This window comes from Paenibacillus glacialis, from assembly GCF_001637205.1.
GTDB classification, from domain to species: domain Bacteria; phylum Bacillota; class Bacilli; order Paenibacillales; family Paenibacillaceae; genus Paenibacillus_AQ; species Paenibacillus_AQ glacialis.
Map to the genome: position 1 here is coordinate 165,237 of NZ_LVJH01000006.1, position 21,509 is coordinate 186,745.

Annotated in this window: 18 protein-coding genes and 1 pseudogene; 1 reads left to right on the plus strand and 18 read right to left on the minus strand. The window is 39.1% G+C overall.

All coding sequences use genetic code 11. The features are described 5' to 3' along the window. Positions 1-43: 43 nt before the first annotated feature. From PGLA_RS05210 to gpmA, 4 genes are all read right to left on the minus strand, one after another. Positions 44-625: a hypothetical protein gene (locus PGLA_RS05210; protein ID WP_068529740.1), complete on the minus strand. Its 582-nt coding sequence runs from the start codon at positions 623-625 to the stop codon at positions 44-46. A 172-nt stretch (positions 626-797) separates the two neighbouring features. Further along, a complete protein-coding gene (locus PGLA_RS05215) occupies positions 798-1,823 on the minus strand; it encodes an NADP-dependent oxidoreductase (protein ID WP_068529743.1) in 1,026 nt (341 codons plus the stop codon). 156 nt (positions 1,824-1,979) lie between these two features. Beyond that, positions 1,980-2,276, minus strand: coding sequence for an ArsR/SmtB family transcription factor (locus PGLA_RS05220; protein ID WP_068529745.1), 297 nt, complete (start codon positions 2,274-2,276; stop codon positions 1,980-1,982). A 62-nt stretch (positions 2,277-2,338) separates the two neighbouring features. Then, a complete protein-coding gene (gene gpmA / locus PGLA_RS05225) occupies positions 2,339-3,028 on the minus strand; it encodes a 2,3-diphosphoglycerate-dependent phosphoglycerate mutase (RefSeq protein WP_068529748.1) in 690 nt (229 codons plus the stop codon). Between the two features lie 213 nt (positions 3,029-3,241). On the opposite strand from gpmA, the gene PGLA_RS05230 reads away from it, so the two are divergent. Next, entirely contained in the window at positions 3,242-3,805 is a 564-nt protein-coding gene (locus tag PGLA_RS05230; protein ID WP_068529751.1) for a GNAT family N-acetyltransferase, read from the plus strand. 105 nt (positions 3,806-3,910) lie between these two features. Here PGLA_RS05230 and PGLA_RS05235 read toward each other — a convergent pair whose 3' ends face one another. The 14 genes and pseudogenes from PGLA_RS05235 to PGLA_RS05300 all read right to left on the minus strand — a co-directional run bounded on the left by PGLA_RS05235 (position 3,911) and on the right by PGLA_RS05300 (position 21,095). Beyond that, entirely contained in the window at positions 3,911-5,311 is a 1,401-nt protein-coding gene (locus PGLA_RS05235) for a protoporphyrinogen oxidase (protein WP_068529832.1), read from the minus strand. A gap of 162 nt (positions 5,312-5,473) precedes the next feature. Continuing rightward, the gene (locus PGLA_RS05240; protein ID WP_068529753.1) at positions 5,474-5,833 is read right to left on the minus strand and encodes a potassium channel family protein; all 360 of its coding nucleotides are present in this window, start codon (positions 5,831-5,833) and stop codon (positions 5,474-5,476) included. 286 nt (positions 5,834-6,119) lie between these two features. Continuing rightward, positions 6,120-6,470: a hypothetical protein gene (locus PGLA_RS05245; RefSeq protein ID WP_068529756.1), complete on the minus strand. Its 351-nt coding sequence runs from the start codon at positions 6,468-6,470 to the stop codon at positions 6,120-6,122. Positions 6,471-6,926: 456 nt separating this feature from the next. Next, a pseudogene (locus PGLA_RS05250) lies at positions 6,927-9,542 on the minus strand (FtsX-like permease family protein). Further along, positions 9,539-10,222, minus strand: a complete 684-nt coding sequence (locus PGLA_RS05255) for an ABC transporter ATP-binding protein (protein ID WP_068529758.1) — start codon at positions 10,220-10,222, stop codon at positions 9,539-9,541. The pseudogene PGLA_RS05250 and the gene PGLA_RS05255 overlap by 4 nt, the downstream one beginning before the upstream one ends. 72 nt (positions 10,223-10,294) lie before the next feature. Further along, positions 10,295-11,302 (minus strand): sensor histidine kinase, encoded by a 1,008-nt coding sequence (locus PGLA_RS05260; RefSeq protein WP_068529759.1) that lies wholly within the window; start codon positions 11,300-11,302, stop codon positions 10,295-10,297. Position 11,303: 1 nt separating this feature from the next. Beyond that, entirely contained in the window at positions 11,304-11,987 is a 684-nt protein-coding gene (locus tag PGLA_RS05265) for a response regulator transcription factor (protein WP_068529761.1), read from the minus strand. A gap of 193 nt (positions 11,988-12,180) precedes the next feature. Beyond that, positions 12,181-13,266, minus strand: a complete 1,086-nt coding sequence (locus PGLA_RS05270) for an efflux RND transporter periplasmic adaptor subunit (protein WP_068529762.1) — start codon at positions 13,264-13,266, stop codon at positions 12,181-12,183. A gap of 29 nt (positions 13,267-13,295) precedes the next feature. After that, entirely contained in the window at positions 13,296-14,690 is a 1,395-nt protein-coding gene (locus tag PGLA_RS05275) for an ABC transporter permease (RefSeq protein WP_068529764.1), read from the minus strand. Beyond that, positions 14,680-15,399: an ABC transporter ATP-binding protein gene (locus PGLA_RS05280; RefSeq protein WP_068529768.1), complete on the minus strand. Its 720-nt coding sequence runs from the start codon at positions 15,397-15,399 to the stop codon at positions 14,680-14,682. Before PGLA_RS05280 ends, PGLA_RS05275 begins: the two co-directional genes overlap by 11 nt. Before the next feature lie 39 nt (positions 15,400-15,438). Continuing rightward, positions 15,439-17,997 carry a hypothetical protein gene (locus PGLA_RS05285; protein ID WP_068529772.1) on the minus strand — a complete coding sequence of 853 codons (2,559 nt, stop codon included), beginning with the start codon at positions 17,995-17,997 and terminating at the stop codon, positions 15,439-15,441. A gap of 288 nt (positions 17,998-18,285) precedes the next feature. Then, the gene (locus tag PGLA_RS05290; protein ID WP_068529775.1) at positions 18,286-19,515 is read right to left on the minus strand and encodes a CynX/NimT family MFS transporter; all 1,230 of its coding nucleotides are present in this window, start codon (positions 19,513-19,515) and stop codon (positions 18,286-18,288) included. Next, positions 19,516-20,202: a FadR/GntR family transcriptional regulator gene (locus PGLA_RS05295; RefSeq protein ID WP_068529782.1), complete on the minus strand. Its 687-nt coding sequence runs from the start codon at positions 20,200-20,202 to the stop codon at positions 19,516-19,518. A gap of 287 nt (positions 20,203-20,489) precedes the next feature. Continuing rightward, positions 20,490-21,095: a hypothetical protein gene (locus tag PGLA_RS05300; RefSeq protein ID WP_068529785.1), complete on the minus strand. Its 606-nt coding sequence runs from the start codon at positions 21,093-21,095 to the stop codon at positions 20,490-20,492. Positions 21,096-21,509: the final 414 nt, after the last annotated feature.

The following is a 21,509-nucleotide window of genomic DNA, read 5'->3' on the forward strand; positions in this document are numbered from 1 at the left end:
TCCATCACCTCAATCAATAGACGATTTTGCAGAAGGTTTAAATCTATTCCTTTTCCTTCAACCATTCTTTGTATTCTGGTAAAGTGTATTCGTCAGTTCTTACAACCGTCCAATGATTGTTCTTAAGCTCTAAGAAGACCTTCATTAAATATTCTCCTCCAGACTCATCGAAATCATTTCTCAAATAAATAATACTTCCATGAATAAGAACGACCACTTCATTGTCATTTATTGTTTTCACTTTCATTGGTTCATAACTTTCAATATTATAATTGGCATCTAACAAATCAAAATCTTGATTTAAGGATTCAACCTCATCTTTCTCAATATTGACCCCTTGTTTACGGTCGGTATTATCTTTTAGCTCAGGGTAATGTTCCCACAGAATATTAATATCCTTGTTAACCACTGCTTTTGTTCTATAATACATGTACTCTCTCACAGACTTCGTATATTTCACCCAATCCGATGGTTCTGGCTCTACAAAACCTACCATATCTGCTTTCGTTTCTACTTTGGCTTCTGCTTTGGTATTAAGGTTTTCTGTTTGGGTTGTATTTTGCTGACAGCCTATTAAAGATACGAATATAACAATCATAATACTTCTTAAAAGAAAATTTTTCATATTCTACCCCCTATAATATAGGACGGTCTTATTTTCCATAAGTTGCAATAAAAATACAAAGTTAAATATAAAAAATAATGAGCAACACAAAGTCTAGTTAACACTTTGCGTTGCTCATCAGATAATAATATGTTAATCAGTGTTTTATATTTATTATCCATTATTCGTTATATTACTTCTCAGCATCGCTTACCTTAACTAGCATTTTGCCAATATTAGCACCTTGGAACAATTGTAGAAATGCATCAATCGCATTATCGAAACCATCCACAATCGTCTCTTCATATTTTAATTTACCTTCTGATAACCATTTCCCAAGCTCCTGAAGTCCTTCCAACTGCCGATCTGCATAATCGCCGAGTACGAAGCCTTTCATAAGGGAGCGTGTCTTGATCATTTTCGTTAGAATACGTGGGCCCATATCTCCATCTGTTCTGTTGTACGAAGATATGGCTCCACATAACGGAATTCGTGCGTAATCATTCAATAAATTCATTACTGCATCAGAAATCTCTCCACCTACATTGTCGAAATAGACATCGACTCCGTTAGGGCAAGCTTGTTCCAAAGCAGCACCGATGTTATCTGTTGTTTTATAATTAATGGCTGCATCAAAACCAAGTTCGTTCTTCAAATAGTCGCATTTCTCATTGGTACCTGCGATACCCACAACGCGAGCTCCCATAATTTTGGCAATCTGACCGACAAACATACCTACCGATCCCGCGGCTCCCGACACGACGACCGTCTCGCCCTCTTTCGGCTGACCGATATCAAGTAAACCGAAGTAAGCTGTAAGACCTGTCAAACCTAGAACACTTAGGTATGCTGACACAGGAGCAATCGACTCATCGATTTGGCGAAGAGTCATAGCATCCACTGTGTTATATAACTGCCAACCCAGCATGCCGATAACCTTATCGCCAGCCTTGAACAGATCCGAATTAGATTCAACTATCTCTCCAACAATTCCACCAACAATCACTTCATTAAGGTTATACGGTGGAATATATGACTTAGCATCGCTCATTCTTCCACGCATGTAGGGATCCACCGATAAGTACAAGGTGCGTACAACTACCTGTCCATCTTGTGCTTCAGCCACTGGAATCTCTTTAAATTCAAAGTTTTGTTCTGTTGGCATTCCTACTGGTCGTGTTGCTAATAGAATTTGTTTATTGGTTAATTGCTGATTCATATGATCACTACTCCATTTATTTTGATTTTTAATACTACAACCATCCTTACCTAAAATTGAATATCCGCAAATATAGTGACTATCAACGCGAATTAATTATTAGATAGTTTTAAAACTTTCAAATTATTATTCAAAAATGATGGGTTTCCGGACGTATTATAAACTGTCCAAGAAACCCGGTAAAAATTCGGTGAACGTATCTTCTCTTAGCTGACCCTTTTTGTTCTGCCCATTACGAATGACAGATACTAGATCAGCTTCGTATAAAATCTTGAGATGGTATGACACATTGGATTTATCCATTCCCATCGATTCACCGATGGATCCACATGTGTTGTTGTCCCGATGCAGATGGAGATATCGAATTATTTCAATTCGTTTCACTTCTGCTAATGCTTTGAAAATCTTTGCCCGTTTTTCATCATCTTTTAAAGAATATTGTTCGATAGTCATACAACTATTGTATTCCGGTAATATACTTAAGTCAACTTACCTGAAATAAATTCCAATATCCATTACATTCCTAAATAGTAATGCCTTAATGGTTTACATTCATCATCCAATTCATACACGAGTGGTATTCCTGTTGGAATATTCAAGTCTGTAATACCGTCTGATGGGATGTTATCCAAGTATTGAACTAGTCCTCGAATGGTATTTCCATGTGCAGAAATGATTATTTTTTGGTTAGAGAGTACCGAAGATTTAATGACTTGATGCCAGTAATTTAGTACTCTTTGCTCTGTATCCTCTAAATTTTCAGTTAAGGGAACTTGGCCATCTATATCTTTATATTTTGGATCAAGGCCATCATATCTCGTATCACTTCGTTCAAGTGCAGGTGGTCTTACATCAACAGATCTTCTCCAGAGATGGACTTGTTCTTCCCCATATTTTGTAGCCGTTTCCGCTTTATTCAAACCTTGCAGTGCACCATAATGCCTTTCATTCAACATCCATGATTTATGTACAGGAATCCACATCAAATTCATTTGATCAAGTATAATCCATAACGTTCTTATGGCTCGTTTGAGAACTGAAGTGTAAGCAACATCGAACAAGTAGCCATTGTCTCTTAAAATCTCTCCGGCTCTTCTTGCTTCAACTAAACCATTTGCCGATAAATCAACATCGGTCCAGCCTGTAAATCTATTTTCTAAATTCCACTCACTTTGACCATGACGTACGAGCACGATTTGTCGCATCTTAACACTCCTTTTATTCGGTTGATAATAAAGCCTATGGTCATGATTAAAGTTATGATCTTTAGCCCCATATTTAATACCCTACACAGTGATTAAGGTGGTTACCATTTCCCTTGAGAAATGATCCTTCTCCTATGTTACGGTAAAACGTATATTTTGAGTCTTAGTACATAGTGCGTATAATAGATTTATCCTATGGAAAAGAGGCACAACATGATCCGATCCGCACAAATAACAGATATGAATGAAGTATGTGAATTGATTTATTTCATTATGCAGGACAAGCAATCCTATTTCACTGAAAATTTCCCTAAAGATAAAGTAATGTCATTCATTGAACATTTATATGTTCAGGACATGAGTTATTTCAGTTACAAATTTATTCTTGTTCAAGAAATAGGCGCTAAGGTAGCAGGCATCGCCTTAGGGTATGATGGACAACTGAACACGGAATTCCAACAACAGTGGGAGCCTTCCGTTGAGGAATTTTTTGGTAATGATGAGGATGAATTTGAAAGTACTGAGGCTCAACATGATGAATTCCATCTCGATACGTTGGCTGTGCTTGAAGCATTCCGTGGGCAAGGTGTTGGGTCGAGTTTATTGACTGCAGCAGAACAGATTGCGCGTATACAAGGACATCATAAGTTCTCGATAAATGTATCCGAAGACAATCCCAATGCTCAGAAATTATATGAAAGACACGGTTTTGTAACGGAGTCTTCGTTCCATATCTCAGATCATTTGTATTACCATATGATTAAACCCCTTCTCTAAGAATTTGAAGCTTTCGATTAGGACATGATATATATTACAGTACTCCTCCCAGTACATGACAAGAGCCGGCATCTGCCGGCTCTTATCATGTAACTTATTAACATTCTATATTGTATTCGAGCTAATTTGCTCCATAATGATCTCTGCTGTTTTCTCTCCGTTCGCAATACAATCTGGAATACCCACACCATAATAAGAGCATCCAGCAAGGATAACATTTGGATAGTGACTCGCCATCTTCTTCTCCAGAGATTCGACGATCTGATGATGTCGAATATGATAATTAGGCATTGTATCGTGCCATTTGGTCACATCGTAGGTTATCGGCTGACCTGTAATGCCTAGACTGATCTGAATATCTTGTAGAGCTACCTTCACTAGTTCCTCCTCTGAGAGCTTAATTAGCGTATCATAATGAGTTCCTGAACTCTTGTAAAAGAGTCTAACGAGCAAACGTTGTTTTTCAGATGTATGCTCCCATTTACGGCTTGTCCACGTGCAGGCATTACACTTCACATCATCACTATTAGCTGTGATAAATCCTGTTCCATCCGCAGGTAGTTGGCTATCAGGGATATCGAATCCAAGGTATACGCTGATTAGCGAACTGTTAAATAACTGATTGAAATCCTCATTCAGGCTCTCATCTTGAAGTAGTGCCTGTGCAGTGGAATGCATGGTTCCTAGTACAATCATGTCGGCATCCAAAGTGCGGCCATTCACTAAAGTTACACGGTACTGATCTCCTAGCTTTTCAACCCGTTCTGCTTGTATCCCCTTGATAATCTCCGCCTCAGACAAATGATGCTCCATCTCGTCAATCAGAGCAGATACCCCGCCCTTGAAAGACATGAACTTCTTATCGCCATTCCCTTGGAATTTAGCTTTATTAGCGGATAGACCTTGAATAATACTGCCATATTCATTCTTATAATCGATTAAATAAGGTAGCGTTGAGGCAATCGTAAGATCATCCAGATTTCCTGAATATACACCGGAGAGAACCGGTGAAATTTGCTTTTCTACAAGTTCTTTCCCAAAAAATGCTTCTAAGAAATCTCCCACAGAATCATCTTTGGTGAACGTATCATTCGGGGTGTACAAATCTTTCAGAGCTTCCACTTTTCCTTCGGCTGAGATCAGTTCCGTCTTGGCAAGTGACTCGATACTTAGCGGTATTCCAAAAACAGAATCCTTTGGAATTTGTTTAAGCTTGCCTTCAGTATAGATATAAGATATCCCAGTTGCGTTATAAACGACCTCATCCTGAAAGCCTAACTCTTCGATTAGGGGAGCGACATTGGTCTTACGCGTAACAATAGAATCTGCACCCGACTCCATCGTAAATTCTCCATCATGCAGTGTTCTGATCTTGCCACCTAATCTATCACTTGCTTCAACCAGAACGATGTTAACGTCCAAGTTGTTATGCTGTATATTCTTCTGTAAGTAGTAAGCGGTGGATAATCCAGTTATTCCCCCGCCGATGACGACGACTGTTCTCAAATTCATGACACCTGCTTCCATCGCTATTAGCTGTTTCAATACAATTGAGTACATTATAACATAGGGATTTAACGGAAATACTATACAGATCGTGACGTTAATCTGACAATAAAAAAACCGCGAAATTCGCGGTAAAAGTGAGTCATTATAAAAGGAGCCTGCCTATTTATTTTTCTTTTGAAGAAATACTTCTTCTTCCTTCTGGTTACTTTTAATAATCGCGTAAGCAATATGACCCATCATTCCTAAGAACAAGCCTGTTCCAACGATAATATAGATCATGGTAAAAATCTTACCAAGGGATGTCTGCGGTTCAAAGCTTGGATGCCCCACAGTACTAAGCGTAACCACGCAAAAGTACAATGCATCCATTATGGAGAGTCCTTCCTCTTTGCTATAAAAGAGCGTACCTGAAATAAGCATGAGGACAATCAAAAAGAATAATACTTGAAAATTTTTAAGCTTAAACGCATGAAATATGCCGCTCAAAAGGCGTTTCACTGTTAGTAAAAAAGAAATCATGATGTACACCTCTCTCAAACGAATCTTCACTTAACCATTAACATTCACACATAAAAAAGACATTTCCATCTCTCGTAAACTCAGTGGTTTTTATTATAACATAATATAAACCTCGTAATTGGTAATAAAAGAAAGGTTAGCTTATAGGTGGTCACTAGTATTGTCCACACATCCCTACGAGACCCCTAACCTAAACAATAAGACGACTCTCAATTTAATAATCAAATTGAGAGTCGTCTTATATTGAAGCCTTAATTTATTTTGTTGCATTAGATTCGTATACAGATCAAAATGAAGGCTGATAGAAGCTAATTGAAGTATGAGGAGTTTCTGCTTTTCCAGTAATCGTATACGTGTCATTAGGTAAATTACTTACTTTAAATGAAAAGTATCCAGGAGAAGTACTGCTTGCCCGATATTCGCTGAAGACAACTTGTCCACTGGAATTTGTAACTTTGAATATGCCTTCAGGTCCATAGACACCAGGATTCCCGCCGATTAAGTTACCCGAGAAGGATAAAGTACCCTGCCCTGTAATTTGAACACTGACATCTGAAGTTGAAGCAGCAGAAGCTAACGGAACTACAGTGAATATTAGTAAGAACATTAGAAAAATTGATAAGGCACTCTTTTTCAATTAAAATCATCCTCTCGTGTACATATATTGTGGGAGTTTAGAGCACGTAAGTAAACGCTGGCCAACATTTATTTCAGTGCAATAGGTCCCTAAACCAAATATACCATTTATTACAATTATTTGTATATATTAATATTAAATAAATTTTATGAGAATATATGATTCTTTTACGTTTTTATATAAATTGCTAGAAAACGGAGACTGCCGACGAAATATGGTTTTGAAAAAGTGTCTGAGGAATCCATAGCAAAGACGACCTTCAATTTAACAATTCAATTGAAAGTCGTCTTATTTAATATAAAGTGAAGTTTTTAGTAAATGCATCACTATTTTATTGCAATTTCGATAAGCACATTATAGGACATTATCTATTCGTGTTCAAGGAAGCATAATAAAGAACCTGGCAGAATTCGACTACCAGGTTTTCATATCAACTACTACCTACTAAATAAAGGATTAAATACTCTCCTGTTTTAACGCATCAATAATGTTTTCCTTCTTCACTTTGGAGCTTGCGTATAACATGGCTGAAATAACGATGATAAATACGGCAACGATGGCATATCCAATACTTATCCAAGGAAGGGAGAATTCATAGGTAAAACTATTCCCTAATCCCTTGTGGATCAGATACATGATGATAACACTGATTGGAAGCCCATAGAGTAATGACTTTATGCCATAAAATATACTTTCATAATTAATCATTTTATTAAAGCCTTTTGGTGTCATACCCATAGATTTCAACATCGCAAACTCTCGTTTTCGAAGTGAGATACTCGTCGATATCGTATTGAAAATATTCGCTATTGAGATCAACGTAATTAATCCGATGAAGCCATACGTGAATACCGACATTAACATGATCTTCTGTTCTTCCTTTTGTCTCTTTTGATACACATTATGAGCATATATATTATTCTCTTTCATCTCTTCAATTTCTTGTTGTGTGGCCATAGGATCGGAACTATTTAGATAAAGATAAGACTGTATTTCATTAATACTTTTCTTCGTTGTTAATTGATCCATGACTTGTTCAGAGACGATAATATTTAACCCACCTACGCCTAGGCCTACCATACGAATTCCCATGGGGTATTGATCTGTAAATGCGGCGATTTCTACTTTGCCTAAATGCGTCTCTTCTTCTGTTTCCCAATCTTTATTGATTAGATCAATGCTTTGACCAATGTTCATGTGAATGGCCTTCGTTTCAACAAATTTCTTCTCTGATTCCGCTTCATAGGTAATCGTATCAATCACAATGGCAGATAATCGACCTGGGTCTATAAGTCGTTCATAATCTGCACCAACCGCTTGTGCATAGGCCTTTAAGCTTTGTTCATTTAATGAATGCACCCTAATAAAATAAGGGTATTTCCCATTCTTAAGGATGCTTTTATCTTTCTTCAAATCCTCTTGCAGTTCGTCAGCAATCGATACTTTATCAATCCATGTGTTAACACTCTGGTCCTTCACAACCGTATATCCCGTTACATCAGGTAAAGTTAATATCGTTTGTATCAATCGCTCATTCTTTTCAGCATTCTTATTATTCATAGAGACTTGAATATCGTAATTCACACCAGCCTGTGAAAGCTCAAGCGTCTTTTTCAAATTGGAGTTGAACGATGATACAGCAAGAAATAGCACAATACTTATAACAAGGGAAAATACCGTTGTTTGGTACCTGCGTTTGTTCCTTTTTAAGTTCTTCAAACCTATTTCAGCTTCGATTCCGAATATCTTCCGAATGAACTTAGAGGTTTTCACTGTTTTTCCTGTTAGCTTAACATCTGTTGTTTGTCGAATCGCATCAATAGCAGAGATCTTAGATGCTCTTATGGCTGGTATATAAGTCGAAATGAAAATCGTTAGGATCGAAATAGCACATGCGACCAATATAGACAATGGGGTAACGATTACGGTTAATGTTCCTGTTAGTCCTAAAGCACCTTGGATCATCGAGTTAATGAACCAGAAAGTAACTCCTATACCCGCAAGACCGCAAATGATCCCAATTGGGATACTGATTAAACCGATAATTGCTCCCTCGAAAAACACTGAATTTTTCTTCTGTCTATTCGTTGCCCCAACACTCGATAACATACCTAAGTGACGATAACGTTCTGAGACGGAAATCGCGAAAGCATTATATATTAATGATACCGAACCAACAATAATGACTCCCATAATAATCGCTGACATCGAGAGCATGGTACTACGTAAGTTATCATTATTCGTCACACCGTAAAACCGCAATAATTCACTATTAAATTCAATGGATTTAGAGTCTATGTTATTTGTCTTTGCTAAATCCTTTGCATGCGTAAACAGAGAGCTCTTCACCTTGTCTAATAGAACCGTGGCATTTACGATATCATCCGCGCCCAACATACTTTCGTCTACATAACTGAGGATCGTATACCCAGGTGCCCATGTTGGTTCCCATGTTGGACGTTTTATGAAGCCCACGATCGTGTAGCTTTCCTTTGCTTTATCAATTAATGTTTCGACAATTACATCTTGCTGTATTAATAATGAATCTATCTGTGATAGTGTTCGAACATTACCCTCTTCATCCTTAAATAATCATGTTCCAACATCTAGGTTTAAAGTATCCCCCAGTTTGTAAGATACTTTAGCCTTCGTAGCAATTTCCTCCGAGATCACAACTTCATTACCTGCTTGCGGAAGTCGTCCTGAACTTAACTCAATCGGGAATTTTTTGAAACCTTGATCATTATACGCCTTGATATATAAATAGGGTTTATTCGCATTCTCCGTTCCTGCTAAAAGAGCGTACCCACGATCTTTCGAAACGACGAGTGTCTTTGTTTCTTCATCCGCATCAATCGCTTTAAGTTGAGACTTGTTCACATCCTTGTAAAGGACATGCCATTCTCCATAACTTGCAATTGTTTCTTTTTGCATTAAAGCCATAAAAGATACACCAAGGGTTGATACAGCCGTCACCATAGCTACAGAAATAATGACTCCAATGATGGTTACAAGCGTACGTCTTTTATTCTGCTTCAAATGTCTTATGGTTAATTTATTAACAATATTCACGGACGAATCACCTCGTCCTTAGCAATTCTTCCATCTTCAATGGTGATGATTCGGTCCGCTTGTAGCGCAATCCGTTCATCATGTGTAATGACGATAAGCGTCTGCTTATAGGTTTTATTAAACATTTTTAATAACTCAATGATTTCATTTCCATTCTTACTATCTAAATTACCGGTTGGCTCGTCTGCTAACATAATGGCTGGATTACTGATTAGTGCTCTTCCTATCGAGACCCGTTGTTGTTGTCCACCCGAAAGTTGATTCGGTAGATGGTTTAAGCGATTTTCTAGATTTAAAGTCTTCACGATCTCATCGAATTGCTTCTTATCCACCTTATGTCCATCGAGCAACAAGGGTAGCGTAATATTCTCTTCCACCGTTAGGACGGGTATTAAGTTATAGAATTGATAAATTAATCCGATTTGTCTACGTCTGAAGATCGCCAGCTCTGTTTCATTAAGATTATAAATGTCTGTGTTATCTACAAATACCTTTCCACTAGTCGGTGTATCTACACCACCAAGCATGTGCAGAATGGTTGATTTTCCCGAACCTGATGGACCTATAATCGCGACAAATTCTCCTTTTTTAATCGAAAAGGAAACATCATCAAGTGCCTTTACCGCTGTCTCCCCTTTTCCGTACGTTTTAGATAGATGTTCAATTGTTAATATATCCATTGTAAGACCTCCATATATGTTTATGAGATCATTATATCTGCCTAAAATGACTATCAAGTGACTGCAATATGACTATATAGTCACTTGGTTATAGAACTTAATACGAAACTGAGTACCTTTTCCTACCTCACTCGATACATGGATATCGCCATTTTGACTTGTAATAATGCTATGCGCCAGGGCAAGCCCAATTCCAATACTATCTTCACTTGCATTCTTCCCTTTATAAAATCGTTTGAAAACATAAGGTAACTCTTCCTTAGGAATTCCTTTACCGTTATCTGCAATGATGATCTCCGTAAACAATGTGTTTTCTGTAAAAGAAATAGAGATTTCGCCGCCCTCATGCGTGTGCTCCACACCATTTTTCAGAATATTGATGATGGCTTCAGTGGTCCAATTAAGGTCGCCAATAAAAGTGACGCTATCTTCGCCCTCTATCGTGAGTGTTTGTTCCTTAATGTCCATAGGAATTAATACAGGCTCTAGTGCTTTACGTACTAGCCTGTCTACCGATATGTGATCTCGTTTAAAATGTGCCGTACCTGCGTCAATTTTTGAGAACTTTAATAACGAAGAAACAAGCCACCCGATCCGCTCGAGTTGAATTCGAATATTACGAGTGAATTCCGCTCTTTTCGATGAAGGCAGTTCGGGTTCGCTTAACAGATCAGCCATCATCGTCATGGAGGTAAGTGGCGTTTTGAGTTGATGGGATATATCAGAAATAGCATTCGTAAGTTGGACCTTCTCATGTTGCAAAAGTGAACGTTGTTCGGATAACATCAGCGTTACCTTATAAATATCGCTCCTCAGGATACTAAGCTCACCTTCTTGATTATTACGAACATCAAGAGCATAATCGCCGGCACTAATTCGACGTAAATCACCCGATAGCTTCTCAATCTCCCTGTATCTCCATCTCGTAAACATGATGCAACATCCAATGAGTAAAGCTGCAGTGATAGCAATGAATAATGCAGCATTCAATGAAATCATGATGTACCCCGCTACGACCGCCACTAGACTGATCGAGCACACGGTTAATAGAAACAATCGAATCTCTCTATTGCGTAACATGCTAATCACCCACCTTATAACCTAAACCACGTACTGTTTTGATAATCGTCGGATCTTGAGGGTTGTCTTCTAACTTTTCCCGCAACCTCTTGATGTACACTGTTAATGTATTATCATTCACGAAGTCGCCTGCCACATCCCAGATTCTCTCCAATAGCTGATTCCTTGAGAGGACTTGTCCTATATGGTTAGCAAAGATAAGTAATAATCTGTACTCTAAAGCAGTAAGTGAAATCTCATCACCCTTCTTATAAACCTTGCCTTCAAGCGTGTTAATCCGGATATGTTCTATTTCAATCATTGATTTGGTCTGTACCTGTTTATGATATCGCCGTAAGACTGATTTGATCCTTGAGAGAAGTTCACGTATACGAAAGGGCTTAGTTATATAATCATCCGCTCCCATGTCTAACCCCATCACAACATTCACTTCATCATCAATTGCCGTTAAAAAAATGACAGGAATATCACTTCGTTCTTTCACAATTTTACACAACTCATAACCACTACCATCTGGGAGTGATATATCAAATAAACATATCGTGAATTCATCTAATTGTTCAGTTAGTACCTGTTGGGCTGATGCAACATCATAGCAAAGAACTGTGGAGAACTGTTCTTGTTGCAACGAATATTCAAGTCCTGAAGCAATCGTTCTATCGTCTTCCACCAATAAAATTTTCATTGTAAGATCATCCTAACTTATTTGTACTTTGAGAATACTAACGATGAAAGTTATTGTAACACAATTGATATTGATCCCTATATGCAGGTTCTAAAGGATCACTTACTTTATTGTACATATCTACAAAAAATAGGCGTTCAACCAAGGTTGAACGCCACAAATAAGAACATAAAGCTTTCATGAAACGCTAATCTTATTGCAGAACGACCGTGTCCCCAACGTTAAGTCCAGAGAGTACCTCCGTTTTGTCTGCTGTTTCTAATCCGGTTTCAATATCTCTTCGTTCGTATTGCCCGGCACCCTTGTCCAACATCACGTAGGAAATGTCCCCCTCATGAATAACAGCAATGCTAGAAATAACCGTGGCATTCTCTTTACGTACGGTTTCAATCTCGCCACTCATACTTAGTCCGCCAATAAGATGCTCGTTTGGTTGAAGTGAGATGACTACTTCAAATTGAGGTACTTGATTTGTGCTGGTCTTATCGGCAGCGGTAACTGCAAATTTAGACACCTTTGTTACCTCTCCAGAGAGCTTCAATTCTTTTAAAGCAGTGATTTTCACCTGAACCTTCATTCCTTGTTTAATGCGGAAGATATCCTGTTCTCCAACAAGTGCAATGAACTCTAGCTTATTAAGATTCACGATTTTACCGATGTATTGGTTGTCCGTCACAGATTGTGGTCGTTCACTTGTACTGTCATACAGGAAGATACCGGTTGCTGGGGCGTGATAGACCGCTGTTTGAAGCTTAGCCTTCTTATCTGCAAGCTCCCTCCGCTGAATATCTGCGTTCACCTTGTTAAGCTCATCATTTAATCGACCTGACTCCTGTGTCGCAAGCGCTTTTAAGCGTTCTGCCTCAGTTGCTCCAAGAGCAGTCGTCTCATCTTCCTGTTGGCTTACGAATTCATTCAATTCCGCTTCTAATTGCGTCTTGCGGATCAAAGCATCTTGCGTTGCGATTTCGTTTTTCAAGATTGATTGATCTAGTGTATACAACACATCTCCCTGTTTTACCTGCCCTCCATTTTCGACGTTCCATTTCGTAACCTTGGAAGCGAAAGGGGCATATACGAGAGTCTCCTGCTCATATTTTGATTTCCCTTTAACTTGAACAGAATTGGAGATGGTCTCTTTGGTTACCTCAAAGGTTATTGCCGGTTGGGTGTCAATGGGTTCCATCAACTCTTTGGTCTTGAATAAATTAATATATAATAAGTACCCTACAACCAAAATGATCACTACTAATATAATCCACTTTATAGCCTTCTTCATGACTTTAGATTCCTTTCCACTTGATATCTCTAATCTCGCTTAATTGCCGTCAGTGCATTGGTTCTGGAAGCACTTATCGCTGGATAAATCCCTGAGAACACACCTGTCATTACAGCAAAAGCAATGCCAATAGGGATCGTCATTATCGGAATGTTAATAATAATACCATCACCTGGTACCGGACCAGCAGCTGTGCCTATAAGCTTATTAATTCCAAATACAATGAGGTAAGAAATCAAGACACCCAACATCCCACCCATCATTCCGAGCAAGGCAGCTTCTGTAATGAACATATTACGAATTTGCCCCATGTTAGCTCCTAACACCTTCATAATCCCAATCTGACGGCGACGTTGATGTGTCGACATGGTCATCGCAACGATGATAGATATAGAAGCAATGATTAGAATAAATACCCCTACCCCTAGCGCTACCTTTTTGACCATATTGAATTCGTCCGCTAGCTGCTCTAGTTGATATAAATTCGTACTCGTCGTTAACGTTAACTTCTGAATAAGTTTCTCTACCTGCACTATGTTGTCTGTGCTGTCCACCTTTACAATAGCCGAGTTATAGACACCCTCTTGCCCGACTGTTCCATTGGTCATACTCAGTTCTTCGACCAATTGATGTGCCGTTTCAAGCGACACATAGATGATCTTGTTATACGATTCCATCAGATCATCTGCACCTGAAGCCTTGTTAAGAATACCAATGACTCGAAGTGGCGCGCTTTGTAGAATCTTACTCGCTGGGTTAGAATAATCCTTGAATTGTTGTAGTTGGAATTGCTGTTGATACATCTGCGAAGGCAGGACGCTTAAGCTGTCATATTGTTCTCTTAATTGGACATTGTAGGGGTCGTTCCTAAATCCTTCTAACATTTTCTGATTTGTCTCATCGTCGATCAACCCAAGTGTAGCTCCATAATTGAGAACTGCCATCCTGGGTAAATCAGATCCCCCACCTTGTAGAAAGGTCTTATCATATTTCGTTAACAGACGTAGATCCGTGCCAATAACCTGAACATCGGCTATACGATTATCCATGGTGAGCATCTGGATATACCCTAGTTCCTGAAAAGGTGCAGCTGCGTTGACATGTTTCAGTCCCTGTATAATGTCTAACTTCTGCCGAGTTAACTTTCCAGGATCCAACTTATCGCTGGCCTCAGGTGTAGCGCCTCCACCTCCACCTTCTCCTCCATGTGAAGGGATTCCTCCATTCGCCGTAACTGTAATCTCATCCATCTTAAAACTCTGATTCAATTGTTTCTCTGAATAACTCTTTGCGGACTCTCCAATACTTAAGGCAACAATGATTGCAGCACATCCGATAGAAATGCCAGCCATACAAAGGCCCGTAACTACCTTTCGCCGCTTAACCTGATCCCAAGCCAGACGTGAGATATCACTAATTCTCAATGCTTATCCCCCCTTTGGGTTCCATTCCTACCAAAGAGCCTTTTTCTGATACTAGATAACCATCGCGAAGTGCAAAAATCCTTTGCATTTGCTCTGCCACATCCGTTTCATGCGTCACAATAATAAAAGTTGTGTTCATTGTCTTGTTCAATTCAAGCAATATACCGATGATCTCTTCTTCTGTCTTCGAATCCAGATTTCCCGTTGGCTCATCGGCAAAAATAACGGACGGTTCTGTTATAAGTGATCTTGCGATACTAACACGCTGCTGCTGACCACCAGACAGCTGTGATGGGAATAAGTCGGCTTTGTCCAGAATACCGACTTTTTCCAGTAATGATAGAGATTTCTGCTTGCGTATAGATGGAGAAACGGATTGAAACACAAGCGGAAGTTCTACATTTTCTCGAACAGTCAGACTCGTGATCAGTTCATAGGCTTGAAAGATGAAGCCAATATGTTTTCTGCGGAATTCAGAGAGCTTGTTCTCACTCATCTTCACGATACTGTGATCTGCAATGTAAATATCGCCTTCCATCGGCTTCATCAAGCCTGCCATCAGATTCAGTAGCGTTGACTTACCAGAGCCTGAGCTTCCGAGTAGTGCGACCATCTCCCCCGGGTTGACCGTAAAGTTGATATCATGAAGCACTGGCGTCGATTCACTACCATTTTTGAAAGAATGTGTTATATTCTCAACTCGCAACATAAGAGCTGCTCCTTCTTGTACGATGATATTTATAAAGTCCTATTTCTCTATTTCTGGGAGCCTTTCATAGGTTAACGAATACTCCTGGCTTGCCAATTCTATGCGTTCACCTTGAATTTCGTCATATAACGTTAATCTGTAGTAGCCTCCGTACAGGTTCTTAAATTGATCACTACTAAAGGACATCGTGATCCTATTTTGATTTCCTACCGTCAGATCTGTTCCAAGGACTAGAGCTTTTTCCTGTGACTGTCCGTATGAGTCCGTCATTTTGAGAATAAGTTTGTGGTTAAAGATGCCTGTGTCGTAGCTGCTATCCTTAAAGAGGTTATAGTTCATAACAATACTTATACTGTCACTACCTTCCTTAATCCTACCATCTGCGCTTTGGATGGATAAAGTATATGGGCTGAGCGTAACCTCCGACATATTCGCATAGGACGATTGCGGACTAAGCCGTAGAGATCCAATGTTGACCACACCCGTGCTTTCTTGACCTGGTTCACTTAACTTATTCCCTGTAATCCCCGATCCCATATAGAACATCATATTTGAAGTGCTTACGGACTTGGGTATCTTCGTCCAGAAGGCAATTAATTGTTTGCCTCCAGGTGCGGCAGAAATATCCGATTGATTAGATATTGCTTCGTAGAATTGGCCATCTGCTGTTTGGTAATATGCTTGAAGACGTGCCATCTTGCTCTGTCTATTCTCCTCATTACTCATAAGCAACTCTGTATACACGATATTTGAGTTCGAACCAGCATATACAATTGTCTTTTTCTCCTGCACTTTTGCGTTCTTGCCTTTTCCTGCAACCATAAAACTACCACCGCGCTCAATAGAATCTACATCGTTCACCGTATTGTTCGAACTAAGTGAAAGAAATGAAACATTCTCTTCGTTCGCTACTGAATATAGATTGATTTGCATCTTATCGATATTCGATGTGTAAGGGATTTTAGTGAGTACATACATGTCGATGGTCTTCCCAGATGCCAGTGTTGCTACCTGTTTGTCCATAAATAGATCCGTTGAAGACGTCAAATCGTCTTCACCTATCTTCAATGCCCCCTTTAGGTTAGGCAGTGTTAAAGTCGTCGACTGTGTGTTTGTGATGCTTAACTTAGCAACAATGATATCGTCGTCTTTCCAAGGAAAACGTTGTAATGTATGAAGTTTATAAGAGAAAGTACCATATGCATTTGTGGTCGTGTAATCTGATCCTTGTTGTGTGTCGGGACGATGAGTGTATGGGATCGTAAAATATGCAACGGGTAACGTTAGCTTAGAACTCTTTCCTACTGATTCAGTTGTGGGATCTGCTGCTAACACATCTGCCTTAATTTCCTCAATCAATTCCAGATGCACGGGCTTCTGATCAACATCAAGCGGCAGTTCTGCGGTGAACTGAAGGACCTTTTCTTCAAGTGGATTTAAGGATATTCCGTTTAAAGATTTAGCCTTAATCGGAAAGGCCTTCCCTTCTGAAGACTTGATGGCAAGTGCATAAGAGGGCATGGTTACTGCCTTGTTACCTGAGTTCTTCAAGTGGAGTTGAAAAGACCATATCCCCTTATTATTTTCTGCATATACCGTTTCATTGCTCAACTTTGTTTCGATCGTATTGTTGTTAATTAAGATCTTTTTGACGATGCCTTTGCCCACAGTTAAATCAGGAATCGTAGCCTTTGGAAGACTAAATGAGGTCTTTGGAAGTTCTACTTTTAATGTCTTGTCCATTTGGATATATTGCAACTTCATGTTGGTGGTTTCCAAATAAGGGGGAATCTCGGTCAGATAGTAGATTACCTTCTTCTCCCCAGGCTGAATCTTGTAGGTTGCTTGCGAACTATCGAGCACCATTTCAAACGAAGTACCTCCTACCGACAAAAGATATACCGTATAACCTGGATCTTCAAAAACCTTAGTTCCTCTGTTGGTTAGGCTTATACCCGCTTTGGCATACGTTTTTCCGTTATATTGATAGAGTTTCAATGACTCGGTAAAGGCTGTAACGGGAACGTCATTCATCGTGGTATATAAACTCTTCCCGCTTGCAACAGTCGGGGTATACTGGGTCGGCACGTTAAAAGTACCCACTTGTTTCAAATACCCCTTTGTTTTGGCGTCCCACACGTACATTGGGATCTTCAACCCTATTAATGAATTCGTTGTGCCAACGTTGACATAATACGTCACACGCGTAGTCCCTTTAGGAAGCACCTTTTTCTTGAGTGCATCTCCGGTAACAGGGTTCCCTGGAATGATCGTCCCTGTGGGAGTCATAACTCTTGAGAAATACTGGATCAAATTCAGATTGCGGTTGCTTCCATTAGAGTAGTTCAGCGTGTATGTTAGAATGTTGCCCCCGGCCTGTGGCCAGATATTTACCTCCTCTAGTGTAGCTTTAATATTGCTAGCTAGCTTAATAGAGTCCAAGCTGCTAGTTCGATTGGCCGTTGGAGATGCTAGATTTGAAGTCGTAGAATTGGTGACTCCGACTGAATTTGCGGCATTAACCTTGTAACCAGTCAACGGAGAAATGACAAGTACGCTTATTAACACGGCATGATATGTACTCCTAAGCTTCTTCATTAATTTACCTCCAATATATATTACTATATAGATTAAACAATTAAAGTGGGTTATGCTCCCCCTTTGCCTTTAATGCTAATAAGATCAGTATAACTGCTAAAATGATTATCGTAATGACAAATTAGTCACTTAATGTTTCTATCTTTCGAATCCTTTAGTATATTATTGTATCCTTACATTAATATGATAAAAGCAGCAAATCCAAATTTGGAATCTGCTGCTTTTCAACTAACCCTATATAATTGCCTATTTCTCCAACCTCAATAATGAATTCTTATATATAAATTATTAGGTATCCTTAACGTTTGATTGACCTATCAAGCGATCCCGTCCAGAGGCTACGCCAAATATCAACAGTAACACCGCCGTCAAGAACATAACAATCAGCGGAATCTTCCATCCGTTCGTTGCGTCATGAAGATATCCGAATAGCGTCGGTCCAATAGCTGCCAGCAGATAACCCATCGATTGTGCCATGCCGGATAATTCGGCCGCGTCATGAGCATTTGAAGTACGAAGTCCGAATAACATCATCGCTAGACTGAATGCACAACCTGATCCAATACCTATTAATATTGCCCACAGAAGGGTTAGCGTATGATTGCCTGAGAGAAGCCCCCCGATTCCAATAAAGTAGAACACCGCTGCTAGGATCACAAGGATATTCTGATTCTTCATTCGACCTGCCAATATGGGTACGATAAAGGTGACTGGAAGTAACGCCATTTGCATGATGGACACTGTCCAGCCTGCCGAGTCTGAACTCATCCCCTGACTTTTCAGAATATCTGGAAGCCATGAAATGACCACATAAAAGAGCATCGACTGCAGTCCCATAAAGATTGAAATATACCATGCGAGAGGTGACTTCCATAAATTAGTACGATTCTGATTGATTGCTGAAGTGCTTGCTTGTTCTTGCTGCTTACGACTTATTTGTGGAATCCAGACGATAAGAGCTATCAATGCTAATAGGATCCATATTCCCAATGCGCCTTTCCATCCCAAACCCACTTGGTTTGCCATCGGTTCGCTGATTCCAGACGCAATTGCACCACTGAAATTCATTGAAACCGAATACACCCCAATCATTACACCAATTTTCAAAGGATAATTTGCTTTGATAAGGCTTGGCATCAGTACATTACAAATTGCGATCCCAAGACCCAGAATAACCGTTCCAATCAGTAATGTTATAATGCCTACAGAAGAACGTACTGCCATTCCTCCGATAAGAAGAAATAACGAGCCGAAAAGAACCATTGGTGTACCAAACCGACGAGCCAATTTAGGGACAAGAGGTGAAAGAAGCGCGAACGCTAATAACGGTAGCGTCGTAATCAATCCAGCTAAAGTATTCGATATTTGTAAGTCTTCTCGAATGGTTCCAATCAGCGGACCAACTGAAGTTAATGGGGCACGCATATTAGCCGCAATCAATATTATACCTAAGACAAGCAGCCAAACTTTTGATGGGGATTTCGATATCGTGTCAGATCTAAGTTGTGATGATTTCACTTACATGTACTCCCTCTCTATATCTCTTTTTAATCGTTCAAAGAATTGCTGTACATTATTCACAGCTTCTTTTGTATCTTGCGCCGCAATAGCCTCTACCAGTTCAGAATGCTCATTTTGTGGAAGCTCCTCGGTGAATCGTTTTCTCAAGGACAAGCTTATGGATTCCTGAATGGAATCGGTAATGTGAGCATACAGTTCGATAAGCATTTGATTGCCAGTCGATTCAACAATCGTCTGATGCAATTTCAAATCTGCAACCACATATCGTTCTATATCTCGACTTGCTGTATATGAACTACATTCCTGCTGACACAACCGAATATTCACCAGGTCCTCTTCGGTTCGCCTTTCAGCGGATAACCGCGCCGCTTCCTGCTCAAGTGCATTCCTAACTTCCAACGTATCAAGTATGCTCGATTTCTGAATTCGCCGTTGAATAGCCTTACCCAACGTACTTCCCGAGGAAACATATGTACCGTCCCCTTGCTTCGTCGTTAATACGCCTGCGTGGCAAAGTGCCCTTATTCCCTCACGCAACGTATTACGGCTAACGTTAAGTTCAACGACAAGTGTCGGTTCTGCGGGTATCTTTGTGCCTACCAACCATACACCCGATTCAATTAAGGATTCTATCTGTACAATTACTTGATCGACAAGATTAAGTCGTGTAGTCTTCGTTAACATTCAACAAACCTCCAAACATAGGATGATTGGTTCTATGGTATCAAAATACCATAGAATTTTACTTATGTACATCCTATTCGATCTACAATAGCTATTCCCTGACAATTAGAAGACGAAAGATAATTTCATGGAAATAAGAAAAAACCCTTGAAGGGCAAGGGTTCTGAGCATCTCATATAATTAAGAAATCGATTAGTATTGAAGGTAAAATTTGGTCCTTAAGTCCTCCGCATTCTTCCATATATTTATTCTCCGGAATTTCGAGTTATTTATTTGCATGTATAACCTTATCTTTTAAACTCGTTAATCGTGAACCTAGATGTTCCATCTTCTAAATAACTTATTCTAAAAATGTTATTGTCGGGTCCATACACAAATGAAATCGTTGCAGAATGTACCTTATTGTTGATATTGTAGAAAACATCGACGATCATACCTATTTTACGCTTAGTGAGATAAGTATTCGTTAGATACAAATGGTCGTTTTCCATTACCTCTCGATCAACGTATTCGGTAAGACCTTTGGATGTCTTTATCGTATATTCTTTCTTAGTAATCGCAATAATGGTCCCGAATACTTCTTCCTGCTTGATTTTATCGCCAATTTTTAGTGAAAATGGATCTTTTGAAAGTGCGTATAGATAACTTATTCCATATACCCATGGTGCATCGCCACTTTCATTATGGATCTCTTTTTTCGAATATTTACTCAGGTATTTGCTGATATCTTCTTTGGACTTACCTATTTTCAAGTGTTTCTGAACAGCATTCAATTCTGACAATATATTGTTATCTTTTATTAGGATATCCGCTGCTTCAGAATAATCTACCATACCAGTACTCGTGCTGATAATGAACAAAGATACGATTAGAAATATCACTTTCTTTAACATGATGTTCACTCTCCCTTTACTATTGGTTTACGTGATAATTTACTTTTCATACAGACCATCCCATATACAAAAGAAAAAAAGTCCTTTAACAAATAAAGTTGTTTGTATTAAATTATCAATTACACTCTGTATATTTTTCCCCTCTCTTTATTTCAAGTAAAAAGTTCAATATGAAATTATATATTTCTGTAATTTACCATAATTCACACTGCTATTACTAATGTAAACTTTGATAATTAATAGAAAAATTATTTTTTTCGCTGAAAAATATCTGCGTTATCTCTGACTAGCACCATCGTTTTCTATCGTACGGTTCGTATTTATGCTATACTCTTTCCACTTAAGTGGGATTGAAGTTTCAATCGTATAACTCCCAGTGTAATTCTGATAACAAGGATAAATAAAGCTTATCTT